Genomic DNA, 15,145 nt, shown 5'->3' with positions numbered 1-15,145 from the left:
GGCGAGGCAGAATCGGTGCAGGAGGCCCTGGGAGGAGGCGACGCGTGCGGGAACGACCGTGGCTGCGCGGGATCCGGCGGCCTCCCGAGCCCCTCCTCGGCGACCGTCGGCGGGCCCTCAAGGCCGCCCTGCACCCGGTGACCGACGCGGTGCGCGCCCGGCGCCGGCTGGCCTGGCTGAACGAGGCCGGCATGCGCATCGGGACCACGCTGGACCTGCGCCGCACGGCCGAGGAGCTGGCCGGTTTCACCGTGCCCGAGCTGGCCGACGGGTGCGCGGTGGACCTGCTGGAATCGGTCCTCAGGTTCCAGGAGGGCGTCCACGCGGACGACGGCACGGACACCCCCGAGCTGCGGGCCATGGCGGTGTCGGAGATCCCCGGTCTCGATCTCGCCCCGGACCCGGTGGGCGAGGTGTCCGTGTACACCGCCGACCGGCTGGTCCGCACCTGCCTGAGCACCCGCAGGCCCGTGCTGGTCTCCCGGATGGCCCGGTCCGACTTCGACGCCGTGGCGCCGACGCCCGAGGCGGCCGTGCTGATGCGCCGCGCCGGGGTGCACTCGTACCTGGCGGTGCCGCTGATCGCCCGGGGGGTGCTGCTGGGCCTGGCCGACTTCGTCCGGGCCGGCAGCCGCACGCCGTTCACCCGGGCCGACGTGGCGCTGGTCATGCAGCTGGCGTCCAGGGCGGCGGTGTACCTCGACAACGCCCGGCTCTACGGGCGCGAGCGCGAGCACGTGGTCACCCTCCAGCGGGCCCTGCTCCCCCGGTCCAGTCCGAGCACGCCGGGCCTCGACGTGTCCTCGCGCTACGACCCGGCCAGTGATCCCGCTGCCGTGGGCGGCGACTGGTTCGACGTCGTGGCGCTGCCCACGGGCCGCACCGCGCTGATGGTGGGCGACGTGATGGGGCGCGGTCTGGCCGCCGCCGCGACGATGGGCCGGCTGCGCACGGTGGCGCGGACGCTGATGGCGCTCGACATCGCGCCCGAGCGGCTGCTGGCCCGGCTGGACCTGGCCGCCCGCGACCTGGAGGAGGACCAGGTCGCCACCTGCCTGTGCGCGGTCTACGACCCGTACGGCGGCACCTTCCGCATCGCCAGCGCCGGTCACCCGCCGCCGCTGCTGACCGGGCCGGACGGCACCGCGTCGTTCCTGGACGTGCCCACCGGGGCGCCGCTGGGCGCCGGCGTGATCCCGTACGACCCGGTCGAGTACCCCGTGCCCGAGCGGGGCCGGCTGACGATGTACACGGACGGTCTGATCCGGTCGCGCACCGCGGGCCTCGCCGCCCGGATGGAGCGGCTGCGCGAGGCGGTCGGCTCCTGGGGGCCCGACGACGGCCCGGTGTGCCGGTCGGTCGGCGAGCGGGTCGGCGGTGACCGGTCCGACGACGCGATCGTGCTGGTCGCCGGCGCCCGGCCGCTCGGTCCGCGGGGCGAGGTGTACGTACGTCCGCTGCCACCGGACGGCAAGGCCGCCGGGCAGGCCCGGACCGCGGTGCGCGAGCAGTTGGTGAAGTGGGGCCTTCAGGATCTGGTCGACACGACGGAGCTGGTGGTCAGCGAGCTGGTCGGCAACGCCCTGCGGTACGGCGGCGCGCCCGGTGAGCTGCGGCTGCTGCGCGACGAGCGGCTGTCGGTGGAGGTGTCGGACTCCGGGCCGGACCTGCCGCAGATCCAGCACGCGGACGTGAGCGACGAGAGCGGACGCGGCCTTCAGCTGATCAACATGCTGTGCCGCCGCTGGGGCTCGTGCCGCACGCCCGAGGGGAAGGTCGTCTGGGCCGAACAGGACCTGCCGGCCCGCCCCGGGCCGGCGGGTCCCTAGAGACCTGCCGGTCCGGTACGGGCCGGATCGCCTACGCCGCCTGTTCGGCCCTCTCCGGGGTCCGGCGGCCGAAGCGGGTGCGGTCGAGCTGGGCGTAGCGTCCGCCGGCCGCGAGGAGTTCGTCGTGGGTGCCGCGTTCGACGATGCGGCCGGCCTCGACCACCAGGATCTGGTCGGCCGCCCGGATCGTGGAGAGCCGGTGCGCGATCACCACGGCGGTCCGGCCCGCCAGTGCCTCCGTGAGCGCCTCCTGGACGGCCGCCTCGGAGGTGTTGTCGAGGTGGGCGGTGGCCTCGTCGAGGATGACGACGCGCTGGCGGGCCAGCAGCAGCCGGGCGATGGTCATCCGCTGGCGTTCCCCGCCGGAGAGCCGGTAGCCGCGCTCGCCGACCACGGTGTCGAGGCCGTCGGGCAGGGACCGTACGAGGTCGGTGAGGCGGGCCCGGTCCAGCGCGTCCCACAGGTCGGCCTCGGGGGCTTCGGGCCGGGCCAGCAGCAGGTTGGCGCGGACCGTGTCGTGGAAGAGGTGGCCGTCCTGGGTGACCATGCCGACGGTGTCGCGCAGGGACCGCGCGCTGAGGTCGCGGACGTCGACGCCGCCGACGCGCACGGTGCCGCCGTCGGCGTCGTACAGGCGCGGCAGCAGCTGGGCGATGGTGGACTTGCCGGCGCCGGAGGAGCCGACGAGGGCGACGGTCTGGCCGGGTTCGGCGCGGAAGGAGAGGCCGTGCAGGACCTCCTCGCCGCCCCGGGTGTCCAGGGAGGCCACCTCTTCGAGGGAGGCCAGGGAGACCTTGTCGGCGGACGGGTAGCCGAAGCGGACGTCGTCGAACTCGACGGCGACCGGGCCGTCGGGGACCGGGCGGGCGTCGGGCTTCTCGTCGATGAGCGGGGTCAGGTCGAGCACCTCGAAGACCCGCTCGAAGCTGACGAGGGCGCTCATCACCTCCACGCGCGCCCCGGCCAGCGCCGTGAGCGGCGCGTACAGCCGGGTCAGCAGCAGCGCCAGCGCCACGACGGCGCCCGGGTCGAGGGAGCCGCGCAGGGCGAGGAAGCCGCCGAGTCCGTAGACCAGGGCGAGGGCCAGCGCGGAGACCAGGGTGAGCGCGGTGATGAAGGCGGCCTGGGCGGTGGCGGTGCGTACGCCGATGTCGGCGACGCGGCGGGCGCGGTCGGCGAACTCGGCGGACTCCTCCTCGGGGCGGCCGAACAGCTTGATCAGCGTGGCGCCGGGCGCCGAGAACCGCTCGGTCATCCGGGTGCCCATCGCGGCGTTCAGGGTGGCCGCCTCGCGCTGCATGACGGCCATGCGGCGGCCCATGCGCCGGGCCGGGAGCACGAACACGGGCAGCAGCACCAGCGCGAGCAGGGTGATCTGCCAGGACAGGGTGAGCATGACGGCGAGGGTGAGGACCAGGGTGACCAGGTTGCTCACCACGCCGGAGAGGGTGTTGCTGAAGGCGCGCTGGGCGCCGATGACGTCGTTGTTGAGACGGGAGACCAGCGCTCCCGTACGGGTACGTGTGAAGAACGCGACCGGCATGCGCTGCACATGATCGAACACAGCCGTGCGCAGATCGAGGATGAGTCCCTCCCCGAGCCTCGCCGACAGCCTCCGGGAGAGGATGCCGAGGCCCGCCTCCGCGACCGCGATCAGTGCGATCAGCAGGGCGAGCCGGACGACCGTGCCCTCGTCGTCCCCCGACACGATCGCGTTCACGACCCGTCCGGCCAGGACGGGGGTGGCGACGGCCAGCAGCGCGGTCGCCACCCCGAGCAGGACGAAACGGACGATGCGGCGGCGGTGCGGGCGGGCGAACGCGCCGATGCGGCGCAGCGTCGCGCGGGCCAGGGGCCGGCGCTCCCGCTCGGCGTTCATGACGCTGTGCAGCTGGGTCCAGGCTGTGGTCTCCATGCTCATGCGAGTGACGGTAGAACCTCAATCTTCCTTGAGGTCAAGCGTGCGGGTGCGGACGCGCGGCACCCGCCGCCCGCGGTCCGTAAGCCCTCGTCCGCGCGTCGGCCATCCGTAGTTGGCGCGGCTCGGGGAATCTCTTGTGGTGTGACAGCGGTAGAACTCCCCGAGCAGCCCGTGTCCGGCCGCTTGCGCGGCCCCCTCCCCGTCCGCCGCGACGGCCGTGCCCGGCTGGTCCGGCGGATCTTCTGCGTGCTCCCGCTGCTGCTGGTCACCGTGGTCGCGGTGCGGCACCGGTCCGTGCTGGCCGAGGGGTTCGGCCATCTCGCCACGGCCCGGTGGCCCTGGTTGCTGGCCGCCGCCTGCGCGACCTGTCTGACCTGGGTCGCCGCGGCCTGCACCCGGCAGGGCGCGGTGGTGGAGCGGCTGCCCCGGCGGCGGCTGCTCGCCACGCAGTTCGCGGCGGGCGCGGCCAACCACCTGCTGCCGACGGGGCTGGGCGCGAGCGCGGTCAACCTGCGGTTCATGGCGGTGTGCGGGCTGCCGCTGGCCCGTTCGTCGGCCGCGCTCGCCCTGTACCTGCTGGCGGAGAGCGTCGGCCGCCTCGCGCTCCTGGGTGCCCTGCTCGTGGCGTTCCCCGGCGCGCTGCGGCTGGGCACGCTGCTGCCCGACGGGGCCGTGGGACCGCTGCTGGCCGTCGCGGGGGCGGTGCCGGTGGTGGCGGCGGGCGTACTGGTGCTGGCGCCGCGGCTGCGCGGGGCGGTGGAGTCGTTCCTGCGGACGGCGCTCGGCGAGGCCCGCTCGGTGCACGCCCGTCCGGCGCGGGCGCTGGCACTGTGGGGCGGCGCGCTCGCCTTCCCCGCGCTCCAGACGGCGGCGCTGGTCCTGGTGGGACACGCGCTGGCGCTGCCGGTGCCGACCATGCACATGGCGGTGGCGTATCTGGCGGCGACCGTCGCGGTGGCGCTGGTGCCCACGCCGGGCGGTATCGGTTCGGTCGAGGCGGCCCTGGTGGTGGCGCTGGTGGCGGCGGGCGGCCCGGCGGCGGTCGCCACGGCGGTGGTCCTCGCGTTCCGGCTCCTCACGGTCTGGCTGCCGTTGCTGCCGGGTGCGCTGACGCTGGCGGCGCTGGTCCGGATGAAGGTGATCTGAGGGGACGGTGCGCGGGTTGGACGGCGGTGGCGCGGGTGGCGTTCGTCACCGTGCCGGGCCGCCTCCGCCGGCCGGCGCCGGCGGCGGTCGGCCCGGCGCGGCACGCGGCGGTCGCGCTGATCGTCGTACGGGCAGGGGGCACGGCGTGGTGGTTCCTCGCCCGCCGCCGGTACGGGACGCCCCCGGCCGGGGCGTACGGCGACGACCGCGAGTGGGCTCGGCCGGCCTGGCGCGGCGTCCGGGAGCCGGCCCGGTCCCCCGGCGCGGTACGGAACACCGCGCGGCATGCGGCAGGATGAACGCTCGCACCGGTCGAACTGCCTTGCGGGCCGGTGCGAGCGCGCATCCCGTAACCCCGCAGGTATCGAGCAGGTGACGACGTGACGAGACTTCACATCCGGCCGTCGGCGAGGGACTTCGCCGCGACCGCGCCCTCGGGAGGTGCCCGGTGACGGACGACCTGACCATGGACCACCTGGTGCCCGCCGGCATCGCACTGGCGGCGGGCCTCCTGGGAGCGTTCCTGCTGCGGGTGCTGCTGCGCTGGCTGGCGGGACACGCCGGCCGCACCCGCTGGAGCGGCGACGACGTGATCGTGGCCGCGCTGCGCACGGTGGCGCCCTGGGTGGCGGCCGCGGCCGGTGCGGCGGGCGCGGCGGCGGCGCTGCCGCTGACCCGGACCGTGCAGCACAACGTCAACCAGGGCCTGACGGTCCTGTTGATCTTCGTGGCGACGGTGTCCGCGGCGCGGGTGATCGCCGGGCTGGTGCGGACGGTGACCGTGTCCCGCTCCGGTGTCGCCGGGTCGGCCACGATCTTCGTGAACATCACCCGGGTCCTGGTGCTGGCCATCGGCTTCCTGGTGATGCTCCAGACGCTGGGCGTGTCCATAGCGCCGATGCTCACCGCCCTGGGCGTCGGCGGTCTGGCGGTCGCGCTGGCCCTCCAGGACACGCTGGCCAACCTCTTCGCGGGCATCCACATCCTGGCCTCGAAGACCGTGCAGCCGGGTGACTACATCCAGCTCAGCAGCGGCGAGGACGGCTATGTGGAGGACATCAACTGGCGGCAGACCACCGTCCGCGACCTGTCCAACAACCTGGTCGTGATCCCGAACGGCAAGCTCGCTCAGTCGAACATGACCAACTTCATGCGGCCCGAGCAGCAGCTGACCATCATGGTCCAGGCCGGCGTCTCCTACGACAGCGACCTGGAGCACGTGGAGCGGGTGACGACCGAGGTGGTCGCCGAGGTGATGACCGAGATCGCCGGCGCGGTGCCGGAGCACGAGCCGGCGGTGCGGTTCCACACCTTCGGCGACTCGCGGATCGGCTTCACGGTGATCCTGGGGGTCGGCGAGTTCAGCGACCAGTACCGGATCAAGCACGAGTTCATCAAGCGCCTGCACCGGCGCTACCGCGAGGAGGGCATCCGCATTCCGGCGCCCGCCCGGACGGTGGCGCTCCAGCAGGGGGCCGTGGTGTTCCCGCAGCAGCGCACGGGCGACGAGGACGCCGTCCCCCTGAGCTGATCGGCCATGTGTTCGACAGGGGTCGCGCGGCCGGTTGTCCGGAATCTCCGCGCGACCCCTGTCGAGTCCCGGTCGATCACGAGATATCTTGATGTCGAGCAATGTTGCAGACGTGGAGCGGAGCACCCGGTGACTGACTCGACCATCATCTATACGCACACTGACGAGGCCCCGGCCCTGGCGACGTATTCGTTCCTGCCGGTGATCCGGGCGTACGCCTCGCAGGCGGGTGTCGCCGTCGAGACCCGCGACATCTCGCTGGCCGGCCGCATCATCGCCCTGTTCCCGGAGTACCTGACCGAGGACCAGCGCATCCCGGACGCCCTCGCCGAGCTCGGCGAGCTGGCCAAGACGCCCGCCGCCAACATCATCAAGCTGCCGAACATCTCGGCCTCCATCCCGCAGCTCAAGGCCGCGATCGCCGAGCTGCAGGAGCAGGGCTACGCGCTGCCGGCCTACCCGGACGACCCGAAGACCGACGAGGAGCGCGACATCCGCGCCCGCTACGACAAGGTCAAGGGCTCCGCGGTCAACCCGGTCCTGCGCGAGGGCAACTCCGACCGTCGCGCCCCGGCCTCGGTGAAGAACTACGCCAAGAACCACCCGCACCGCATGGGCGCCTGGACCGGCGAGTCGAAGACGAACGTCGCGACCATGGGCGAGAACGACTTCCGCTCCACCGAGAAGTCCGTGGTGATCGCCGAGGACGGCGCGCTGCGGATCGAGCTGGTCGGCGACGACGGCACCACCACGGTGCTGCGCGAGTCGGTACCGGTGAAGAAGGACGAGGTCGTGGACGCCTCCGTGCTGCGCGTCGCCGCGCTGCGCGAGTTCCTCACGGCCCAGGTCGCCCGCGCCAAGGCCGAGGGCATCCTGTACTCGGTGCACCTGAAGGCCACGATGATGAAGGTCTCCGACCCGATCATCTTCGGCCACGTGGTCCGCGCCTTCTTCCCGAAGACCTTCGCGCGGTACGGCGAGGCGCTCGCCAAGGCCGGCCTCACCCCGAACGACGGCCTCGGCGGCATCTACAAGGGCCTGGAGTCCCTGCCCGAGGGCGCCGAGATCAAGGCGTCCTTCGACGCCGAGCTGGCCGAGGGCCCGGAGCTGGCCATGGTCGACTCCGACAAGGGCATCACCAACCTGCACGTGCCCTCGGACGTCATCATCGACGCCTCCATGCCGGCCATGATCCGCACCTCCGGCCACATGTGGGGCGCGGACGGCCAGGAGCACGACGCCCTCGCCGTGATCCCGGACTCCTCCTACGCCGGCGTGTACCAGGCCGTCATCGACGACTGCCGCGCCAACGGCGCCTACGACCCCTCCACCATGGGCTCGGTGCCGAACGTCGGCCTCATGGCGCAGAAGGCCGAGGAGTACGGCAGCCACGACAAGACCTTCGAGATCCCCACCACGGGCACGGTCCGCCTGGTCGACCAGAACGGCACCGCCCTCATCGAGCAGGCCGTGTCCGCCGGTGACATCTTCCGCGCCTGCCAGACCAAGGACGCCCCGATCCGCGACTGGGTGAAGCTGGCCGTCACCCGCGCCCGCGCCACCGGCGACCCGGCGGTCTTCTGGCTGGACGAGGGCCGCGCCCACGACGCCAACCTGATCGCCAAGGTCAAGGCGTACCTGCCGGAGCACGACACCGAGGGCCTGGACATCAAGATCCTTTCCCCGGTCGAGGCGACCAAGCTGTCGGTCGAGCGCATCCGCCGCGGCGAGAACACCATCTCCGTCACCGGCAACGTGCTGCGCGACTACCTGACCGACCTCTTCCCGATCCTGGAGCTGGGCACCAGCGCCAAGATGCTGTCGGTCGTCCCGCTGATGGCGGGCGGCGGCCTCTTCGAGACCGGCGCCGGCGGCTCCGCGCCCAAGCACGTGCAGCAGCTGGTCAAGGAGAACTACCTGCGCTGGGACTCCCTCGGCGAGTTCTTCGCCCTGGTGCCGTCCCTGGAGCAGTACGCCGAGGTCACCGGCAACGCCCGGGCCAAGGTCCTGGCCGACGCCCTCGACCGCGCCACGGCGACCTTCCTCAACGAGGACAAGTCCCCGACCCGGCGCGTCGGCGGCATCGACAACCGCGGCAGCCACTTCTACCTGTCCCTGTACTGGGCGCAGGAGCTGGCCGGGCAGACCGACGACGCGGACCTGGCCAAGGCCTTCGCCGCGTTCGCCGAGACGCTCGCGGCCGACGAGCAGAAGATCGTCGACGAGCTGAACGCCGTCCAGGGCAAGCCCGCCGAGATCGGCGGCTACTACCAGCCCGACCCGGCCAAGGCCGCCGAGGTCATGCGCCCGTCGGCCACGTGGAACGAGGCGCTGGCGTCCCTCGCCTGATCCTCACCCGGCCCCACGGCACACGGCACCCCGTCCCCGCCCCCGGCGGAGGCGGGGTGCCCGTCTGTCCCGGCTTCCGGCCACGGGGTCGGAGCCCTCCGAGCGCCCCGTCCTCGTCCCTCGTCCCCGCGGAGCAGCCCCATGCCCTCCTTCGAGCTCGTCCCCGGCGACCCCGCGTCGCCCGTGATCCTCCATGTGCCGCACTCCTCACGGCGCGTACCCGCCGACGTCCGTCCCGGCATCGTCCTGGACGACGCGGCGCTGGAACGCGAGCTGGACCACATCACCGACGCGTACACGGACGAGATCGCCGAGGCCGCGGCCGCGCTGGCCGGTCTGCTGCCCTGGCGGTTCGTCAACCGCGCCTCGCGACTGGTCGTCGACCCGGAGCGGTTCCCCGACGAGCGGGAGGAGATGACGGCCGTCGGCATGGGCGCCGTGTACACCCGGACCAGCCACCGTGAGGTGCTGCGGCCCGACGGCACCGACCCGGAACCGCTGATCGAGCGGTACTTCTGGCCGTACGCGCGGGCGATGACGCGGGCGGTCGCCGACCGGCTCGCGGCCACCGGGCGGGCCGTGGTCGTCGACGTGCACTCCTACCCGGCCGAGCCCCTGCCGTACGAGCTGCACGGCGAGGGCCCGCGCCCGCCGGTGTGCCTGGGGACCGACGCGTTCCACACGTCCGACGAGCTGCTGGCCGCCGCGCGGGAGGCGTTCGCCCCGTGCGGGGAGACGGGGCTGGACAGCCCGTTCAGCGGGACGTACGTACCGCTGGACTTCTACGGGAAGCGGCGTGAGGTCGGCGCGCTGATGGTGGAGATCCGCCGGGACACCTACATGACCGAGCCGGGCGGCCCGGCCGGCCCCGGACTGTCCCGCCTCGCGGCATCACTGGCGTCCCTCGTCGACGCCGTGTCCGGCTGACCCGCGGACCGGCCGGCCACGGCGATCCGGCGGACCCACCGCTCAGGCGCGCAGCCACTGGGTGACGACCACATCCCCGCCGGTCCGCAGCCGCAGCGCGAACGGGCCGGTGGGCGGGGCCTCGCCGGTGAACCGGCCCATGTCGTCCGCCGTCAGCCGGGCGTGGGCCAGCGGGCCGCTCAGCACCTCGATCCGGGCCGGCCCCGGCGGCAGCACCTGGCCGATCAGTCCGTCCGCCGTCACCTCGACGTCGAGGATGACGTCGTCCGCGCGGAAGGTCAGCATCCGCGGCGGGTCCGTCTCTCCTCTGACCGGGATGGCGTCGACCAGCGAGTCGAAGGTCAGCTCGGCGACGCGCGCGTCCAGGTCGTGCAGCGCGAAGGCGTCGACGGCGATCCGGCGCAGCTCGGCCGGGACCGGGTCCAGGATCGCCGCGGCCTGCCGCAGCTCCTCCTCCAGCAGACCGGTGTCGAGTTCGTCGTCCGCGAAGGCGTCCTCGGACCGTTCGTCCCCGAAGTCGTCGTGCAGGTCGCTCATGTCGTCGTCCCCCGTGCCTCCAGCCGGGCCCGCAGCCGGCGCAGACAGCGCTGGCGCATCGGCCCGATGCTGCCCACCGCGATTCCCAGCGCGGCGGACACCTCCTGATAACTGGGCGGTGGCGAGGAGATCAGCACCCGCAGCAACTGGCGGCACCGCTCGCCCAGTTCCTCGAACTCCTGCCACAGCCGCCGTACGCGCTCGGTCTGCGCGGCGGCTTCCTCGGAGTCGAGCACCGACTCCTCCGGCGTACGGTCCTCGCTCGGCCGGTCGAGCAGCTGCGGGTCGTCGGTCGGCGTCCACCGCTTCGACGCCCTCAGCAGCTTCAGGCACTCGTGCCGTGCCGTGCTCGCCAGCCAGGAACCGGTCTTCTCCGGCTCACGGATCCGGCCCAGGTTCTGGGCGAACCGGAACCAGGCGGTCTGGTACACCTCGTGCGCGTCGGCGTCGGACAGCCCGTGGGCCCGCACGACGGACCACACCAGCGGGCCGAGCCCGTCCACCAGCGACTTCCAGGCCGCCGCGTCCCCGTCGGCGGCCAACTGGACGAGCACCCCGACATCTGCACGGTCCACGGTCCCACCCCTCGTGTACGACACGCCATCGTACGCCGTGGAGCACGTCGTTCCGCCCGGCATCGCCCCCTCACGCCCCGTCCGCCGGCGGGTCGACGGAGACCGGGCGCCAGGTGGGCGGCAGCAGCGCCGGCACGTGCGCGCCGCGCACCTCCGCGAACTCGGTGTTGGCCGCGAGCAGTTGCTTGCGGGCCGCGCGCGGGTCCCGCTCCTTGTGCGCCGTCATGTAGGAGGCGACCAGACCCGCGACCACCGGGGTGGCGAAGGAGGTGCCGCTCCACTGCGCGTGCCCCTCGAACATCACCTGGTCCGGCTTGGCGGGCGCCTGCCCCGGCTCGCTCAGCACCCCGCTGTGCCGGGGGTACTGGCAGGTGCAGGCGTAGCCGAAGCCGTACCGGCAGGCGTCGTAGGTGGAGTGCTGGTAGACGTACGGCACCGGCGTCGCGAAGCCGGTGAGGGCGCTGGTGAGGCGCTCGCCGGGGGCGTAGACCTTGACCCAGCCGCCGTGGTTGCTGAAGCAGGCGCCGTACTCGCCGTCGCCGCGCAGCGCGCCGACCGACAGCACGGAGCGCTCCCAGCCAGGCAGGTCGGCGTAGGCGGCGGGCCAGAAGGGGGTGGCGCTGCCGTTGTTGCCGGCTGCGGCGACCAGCAGGGTGCGCTGGTCGCGCAGTTCCTCCATGAAGGCGTGGACGCCGAGCAGGCCGTCGGTGCGGCCGTTGGGGGTGCCGGCGGACAGGCTCAGCACCTCGGGCCAGCCGCTGCGGTCGACGGCCTCGAAGAGCTTCTCGCCCAGCTCGGACTCCAGGATGGCGCCGGCGTCGTTGAGGGTGCCCAGGACGGTCACGTCGGTGTTCGGGGCGACGGCGGCGACGAGTCCGGCGATGAAGGTGCCGTGGCCGACGTACTGCAGCAGGACGCCGGCGTCGTCGCACTCCCGGATCTGGGCGTCGCCCTCGGTGTGGGCCAGCAGCGGGCTGGAGCGGTAGTCGTGCATGAGGCCGGTGTCGATGACCAGGACGCCGACGGCGGTCCCCGCGTCGTACGGCGTGTCGGCGGGGAACGGGTTGGGCGGCTCGCTCACCGGGACGGGCACCGGCTCGTCGCCGGGGCAGGCGTTGACGGCGATGGAGACGACGTGGTTGCGGCTGATCAACCGGCGGCCCGCGCGTCCCTCCATCGTCCGCAGGGAGCGCAGGGCGTGGGCGACGGTGGGGTCGCCGCCGCCGTCGCCCTCGCCGGGGTCGGCGACCCGGATGCGGGTGATGCCGGTGCGGTTGGTCTCCGGGCTCGCCCGGCGCACGTGGTCCGGGGTGAGGCCGGCCATGGTGGTGAAGTGGTCGCGCACGGTGTCCTCGACGAGGCGGGCCTCCTCGCCGTCGCGGGCGAGGACGACGCCCTTCTCGTAGAGGAACTCGGCGGAGTCGTCCGGCCCCATGGCCAGCGGCACGTCCGGCATCGAGCGCTGGATCTGGTCGAACTGCTCGCGGAATCGCTGTGGTGCCATGGCATGTCCTCCACTGAGGCGGTGGTGGTGGCGACGGTCGTGACGGCGGTCGTGCCCGCGGTCGGGACGCCGGCCGGTACGACGGTCGTCAATCAGAGTCCCGGGGCGGCTGATTGATACAGACTCGAACCTGTGGGGCGTGGTTCCGGAGCACTACCATCCGTGGGGTGACGGCGGGAAACGACTCGGTCCTCGAACTGCTGCCGATGGTGTTCGCCGCCCCGGGCGAGGCACTCGAACGGGCCCAGGAGCTGCTCGGGGCCGATCCCTCACCGCTGCACGCCTCGGTCGCCCATCAGGTCATCGGCATCTGGCAGCGGGACTTCGGGGACACCAGGCGGGCGCTGGCGCATCTGCGGCGCGCCCGCGAGCTGGCGGCCCGCGCGGACTCGGCCGAGCGGGAGGCGGACGTGCTGGCCACGCTCGGGGTGGCGCTGGTGCACGCCGGCCGCACCCGGGAGGGGCTGGCCGCGTTCGAGCGGGGCGTGGCGCGCGGCACCGGGCACACCAGAGCGCGGGTGCTGTACCGCAGGGCGTACGTGTGGTGGGTGCTGGGCCGCCACGGGGAGGCGCTGGTGGACGTGCGCCGGGCCATTCCGGTGCTGCGGCAGGCGGACGACGTGATCTGGACGGCGCGGGCGCTGACCCTGCGGGCCACCGTGCACCTGGCGCTCGGCTCGGTGGAGCGGGCGGACGCCGACTTCACGGCGGCGGAGGCACTGTGGGACACCACCGGCCAGGAGCACGACAAGGCCGACGCGGTGGAGAGCCGGGGGCTCGCGGCGTTCCGCTCGGGCGACGTGCCGGCGGCGCTCAGGCTGCTGGACGAGGCGGAGGAGCGGTACGCGAAGCTCGGCACGCCGACGTTCATGCTCACCATCCGGCGCTGCGAGGTGCTCATGGCGGCGGGGCTCGCCACGGAGGCGCTGGCGGAGGCGGACGGGGCGATCGCGGCGCTGGACGGGATCGGCGGGCAGTCCACCCGCAAGGCGGAACTGCTGCTGGTCGCCGCGCGGGCGGCCCGGCTGGCCGGCGAGCCGCGGACCGCGCTGGCCCGCGCGGCCGTCGCGGTGCGGCTGTTCGCCGGGCAGCGGCGCACCTGGTACGAGACGCACGCCCGGCTGGTGCTGATCGAGGCGCGGGTCGCCACGGGCCGCGCCTCGGGACGGCTGGTCGCGGACGCGGCGGCGGTGGCGGAGCGGCTGGCCGCCTTCGGCGCCCCGGCCGCGCCCGAGGCGTCGCTGCTCGCGGGCCGGATCGCCCTCGGGCTGGGCTGGACGGCCGACGCGGAACGGCACCTGGCGGTGGCCGCGCGCAGCCGGCACATCGGGCCGCCGCTGGCGCGGATGACGGGCTGGGCGGCGCAGGCGCTGCGCGCGCGGGCGGCCGGTTCGACGCGGGGCGTGCTGGAGGCCTGCCGGCGCGGACTGGACGTCCTCGACGACCACCGGATGACGCTGGGCGCCTCGGAGCTGCGGGCCAGGGCCACCGCGCAGGGCACGGAGCTGGCGGCACTGGCGCAGCGGGCGAGCCTCGCCTCGGGCGGACCGCGGCGGCTGCTGGTGTGGAGCGAGCGGTGGCGGGCCACGGTGCTGTCCGCCCCGCCGACCCGGCCGCCGGCCGATCCGGTGCTGCTGAGCGCCATGACGGCGTTCCGGGAACTGGCCGCCCGCGCGGAGGAGGCCCGCACGGGCGGCGGCCGGCCCGTGGCCGCGCTGGAGCGCGAACAGCGCCGCCTGGAGCGGGAGATCCGTTCCCGCACCCTGCACATGAGGGGTGAGGCCCCGGACGACGACGCCCGCTTCGACGTGGGGCGGCTGCTGGACCGGCTCGGTGACGACGTGCGTCTGGTGGAGCTGGCCGTGCTCGACGGGCGCGTGCACGTGCTGCTGTGCGGGCAGGGCCGGGTGCGGCGGTTCGAGGCGGGGATGCTGGCCGAGGCGGAACGGGAGGCCGAGCACGTGCAGGCGGGGCTGCGGCGGCTGGCCCACCCGGGCGCGGAGGCCCGGCTGCCGCTGGTGGAGGCGGCGGGCGCCCGCCTCCAGGAGCTGCTGCTCGGCCCGGCCGCCGCCCACCTCGGCGCCGGTCCCGTGGTCGTGGTCCCGCCGGGCCGCCTGCACCGCGTGCCCTGGGCCCTGCTGCCCGCGCTGCGCGAACGGGTGCTGAGCGTCTCCCCGTCGGCGGGCAGCTGGCTGCGCGCGCGGGACACCGCTCCCCCGCCGGGCGGCGGCCAGGTGCTGGTGCGCGGTCCGGGGCTGGCGAGCGGCGGCGCGGAGGTACCGGTCCTCGCCGACCGCTACGGCGGACCGCCGGGCCGGGCCCACGAGCCGGGCGGCCCCGACCGGCGTGCGGCGCTCACCGTGCTGGGGGAGGACGAGGCGCGGGTGCCACGGGTGCTGCGGGAGCTGGACGGGGCGGCGCTGGCGCACATCGCTGCGCACGGCACCTTCCGCGCGGACAGCCCCCTGTTCTCGTCGCTGCGGATGGCGGACGGGCCACTCATCGTGCACGACTTCGAGCGGCTGGACCGCAGCCCGTACCGGATCATCCTGTCCTGCTGCGACACCGCCCGGTTCGCGTCGGTCGGCGCGGACGAACTGCTGGGGCTGGTCACCGCGCTGCTGCCGCTGGGCACCGCCGGCGTGGTGGCGTGCAGCGCGCCGGTCAACGACGCCGCGGTGGTGCCGCTGATGCTCGCGCTGCACAAGGGGCTGGACGCGGGGCTGTCCCTGGCGGAGGCGTTGCGCGACGCGCGGGCCGCGCTGCCCGACGACGCGGTGCACCAGGCGACCGGGTGGGCGTTCTCCGCGTTCGGGGCGGCCTGAG

11 protein-coding genes are annotated in these 15,145 nt (G+C 74.2%); 7 read left to right on the top strand and 4 right to left on the bottom strand.

Translation table 11 applies throughout. The annotated features are described in order from the left end of the window. Nucleotides 1–44 precede the first annotated feature (44 nt). Complete coding sequence (locus ACFIF2_RS28010; RefSeq protein ID WP_395576014.1) at nucleotides 45–1,829, top strand: SpoIIE family protein phosphatase; 1,785 nt, start codon at nucleotides 45–47, stop codon at nucleotides 1,827–1,829. A 31-nt stretch (nucleotides 1,830–1,860) separates the two neighbouring features. Here the strand turns inward: ACFIF2_RS28010 and ACFIF2_RS28005 are convergent, their stop codons facing one another. Beyond that, entirely contained in the window at nucleotides 1,861–3,750 is a 1,890-nt protein-coding gene (locus ACFIF2_RS28005; RefSeq protein WP_395576013.1) for an ABC transporter ATP-binding protein, read from the bottom strand. A gap of 246 nt (nucleotides 3,751–3,996) precedes the next feature. On the opposite strand from ACFIF2_RS28005, the gene ACFIF2_RS28000 reads away from it, so the two are divergent. From ACFIF2_RS28000 to ACFIF2_RS27980, 5 genes are all read left to right on the top strand, one after another. Continuing rightward, nucleotides 3,997–4,896: a YbhN family protein gene (locus ACFIF2_RS28000; RefSeq protein ID WP_395576034.1), complete on the top strand. Its 900-nt coding sequence runs from the start codon at nucleotides 3,997–3,999 to the stop codon at nucleotides 4,894–4,896. A gap of 35 nt (nucleotides 4,897–4,931) precedes the next feature. Beyond that, complete coding sequence (locus tag ACFIF2_RS27995; protein WP_395576012.1) at nucleotides 4,932–5,195, top strand: hypothetical protein; 264 nt, start codon at nucleotides 4,932–4,934, stop codon at nucleotides 5,193–5,195. Nucleotides 5,196–5,362: 167 nt separating this feature from the next. Next, the gene (locus ACFIF2_RS27990) at nucleotides 5,363–6,427 is read left to right on the top strand and encodes a mechanosensitive ion channel family protein (RefSeq protein WP_395576033.1); all 1,065 of its coding nucleotides are present in this window, start codon (nucleotides 5,363–5,365) and stop codon (nucleotides 6,425–6,427) included. 129 nt (nucleotides 6,428–6,556) lie between these two features. After that, nucleotides 6,557–8,776: an NADP-dependent isocitrate dehydrogenase gene (locus ACFIF2_RS27985; protein ID WP_395576011.1), complete on the top strand. Its 2,220-nt coding sequence runs from the start codon at nucleotides 6,557–6,559 to the stop codon at nucleotides 8,774–8,776. A 141-nt stretch (nucleotides 8,777–8,917) separates the two neighbouring features. After that, nucleotides 8,918–9,703: an N-formylglutamate amidohydrolase gene (locus ACFIF2_RS27980; protein WP_395576010.1), complete on the top strand. Its 786-nt coding sequence runs from the start codon at nucleotides 8,918–8,920 to the stop codon at nucleotides 9,701–9,703. A 42-nt stretch (nucleotides 9,704–9,745) separates the two neighbouring features. On the opposite strand, the gene ACFIF2_RS27975 is transcribed toward ACFIF2_RS27980, so the two are convergent. The 3 genes from ACFIF2_RS27975 to ACFIF2_RS27965 are packed head-to-tail and all read right to left on the bottom strand — an operon-like array spanning nucleotide 9,746 to nucleotide 12,319. Continuing rightward, nucleotides 9,746–10,240: a hypothetical protein gene (locus ACFIF2_RS27975; protein ID WP_395576009.1), complete on the bottom strand. Its 495-nt coding sequence runs from the start codon at nucleotides 10,238–10,240 to the stop codon at nucleotides 9,746–9,748. Next, a complete protein-coding gene (locus ACFIF2_RS27970; protein ID WP_395576008.1) occupies nucleotides 10,237–10,878 on the bottom strand; it encodes an RNA polymerase sigma factor in 642 nt (213 codons plus the stop codon). Before ACFIF2_RS27970 ends, ACFIF2_RS27975 begins: the two co-directional genes overlap by 4 nt. Before the next feature lie 7 nt (nucleotides 10,879–10,885). Further along, nucleotides 10,886–12,319 (bottom strand): S8/S53 family peptidase, encoded by a 1,434-nt coding sequence (locus ACFIF2_RS27965; RefSeq protein WP_395576007.1) that lies wholly within the window; start codon nucleotides 12,317–12,319, stop codon nucleotides 10,886–10,888. 167 nt (nucleotides 12,320–12,486) lie between these two features. Between ACFIF2_RS27965 and ACFIF2_RS27960 the strand changes: the two genes are divergently transcribed. Continuing rightward, the gene (locus ACFIF2_RS27960; protein ID WP_395576006.1) at nucleotides 12,487–15,144 is read left to right on the top strand and encodes a CHAT domain-containing protein; all 2,658 of its coding nucleotides are present in this window, start codon (nucleotides 12,487–12,489) and stop codon (nucleotides 15,142–15,144) included. Nucleotide 15,145: the final 1 nt, after the last annotated feature.

Source organism: Streptomyces sp. BK79 (genome assembly GCF_044142145.1).
GTDB lineage: Bacteria > Actinomycetota > Actinomycetes > Streptomycetales > Streptomycetaceae > Streptomyces.
The sequence above is the reverse complement of the archived record's forward strand: the minus strand, read 5'-3'. Positions and strand labels throughout refer to the sequence as shown.

What these genes read in the sequence shown, in the direction of transcription:
- ACFIF2_RS28005 (WP_395576013.1), bottom strand. Translation starts at nt 3,750, where the DNA reads ATGAGCATGGAGACCACAGCCTGGACCCAGCTGCACAGCGTCATGAAC.
- ACFIF2_RS27975 (WP_395576009.1), bottom strand. Translation starts at nt 10,240, where the DNA reads ATGAGCGACCTGCACGACGACTTCGGGGACGAACGGTCCGAGGACGCC.
- ACFIF2_RS27980 (WP_395576010.1), top strand. Translation starts at nt 8,918, where the DNA reads ATGCCCTCCTTCGAGCTCGTCCCCGGCGACCCCGCGTCGCCCGTGATC.
- ACFIF2_RS27990 (WP_395576033.1), top strand. Translation starts at nt 5,363, where the DNA reads ATGGACCACCTGGTGCCCGCCGGCATCGCACTGGCGGCGGGCCTCCTG.
- ACFIF2_RS27970 (WP_395576008.1), bottom strand. Translation starts at nt 10,878, where the DNA reads ATGCCGGGCGGAACGACGTGCTCCACGGCGTACGATGGCGTGTCGTAC.
- ACFIF2_RS27965 (WP_395576007.1), bottom strand. Translation starts at nt 12,319, where the DNA reads ATGGCACCACAGCGATTCCGCGAGCAGTTCGACCAGATCCAGCGCTCG.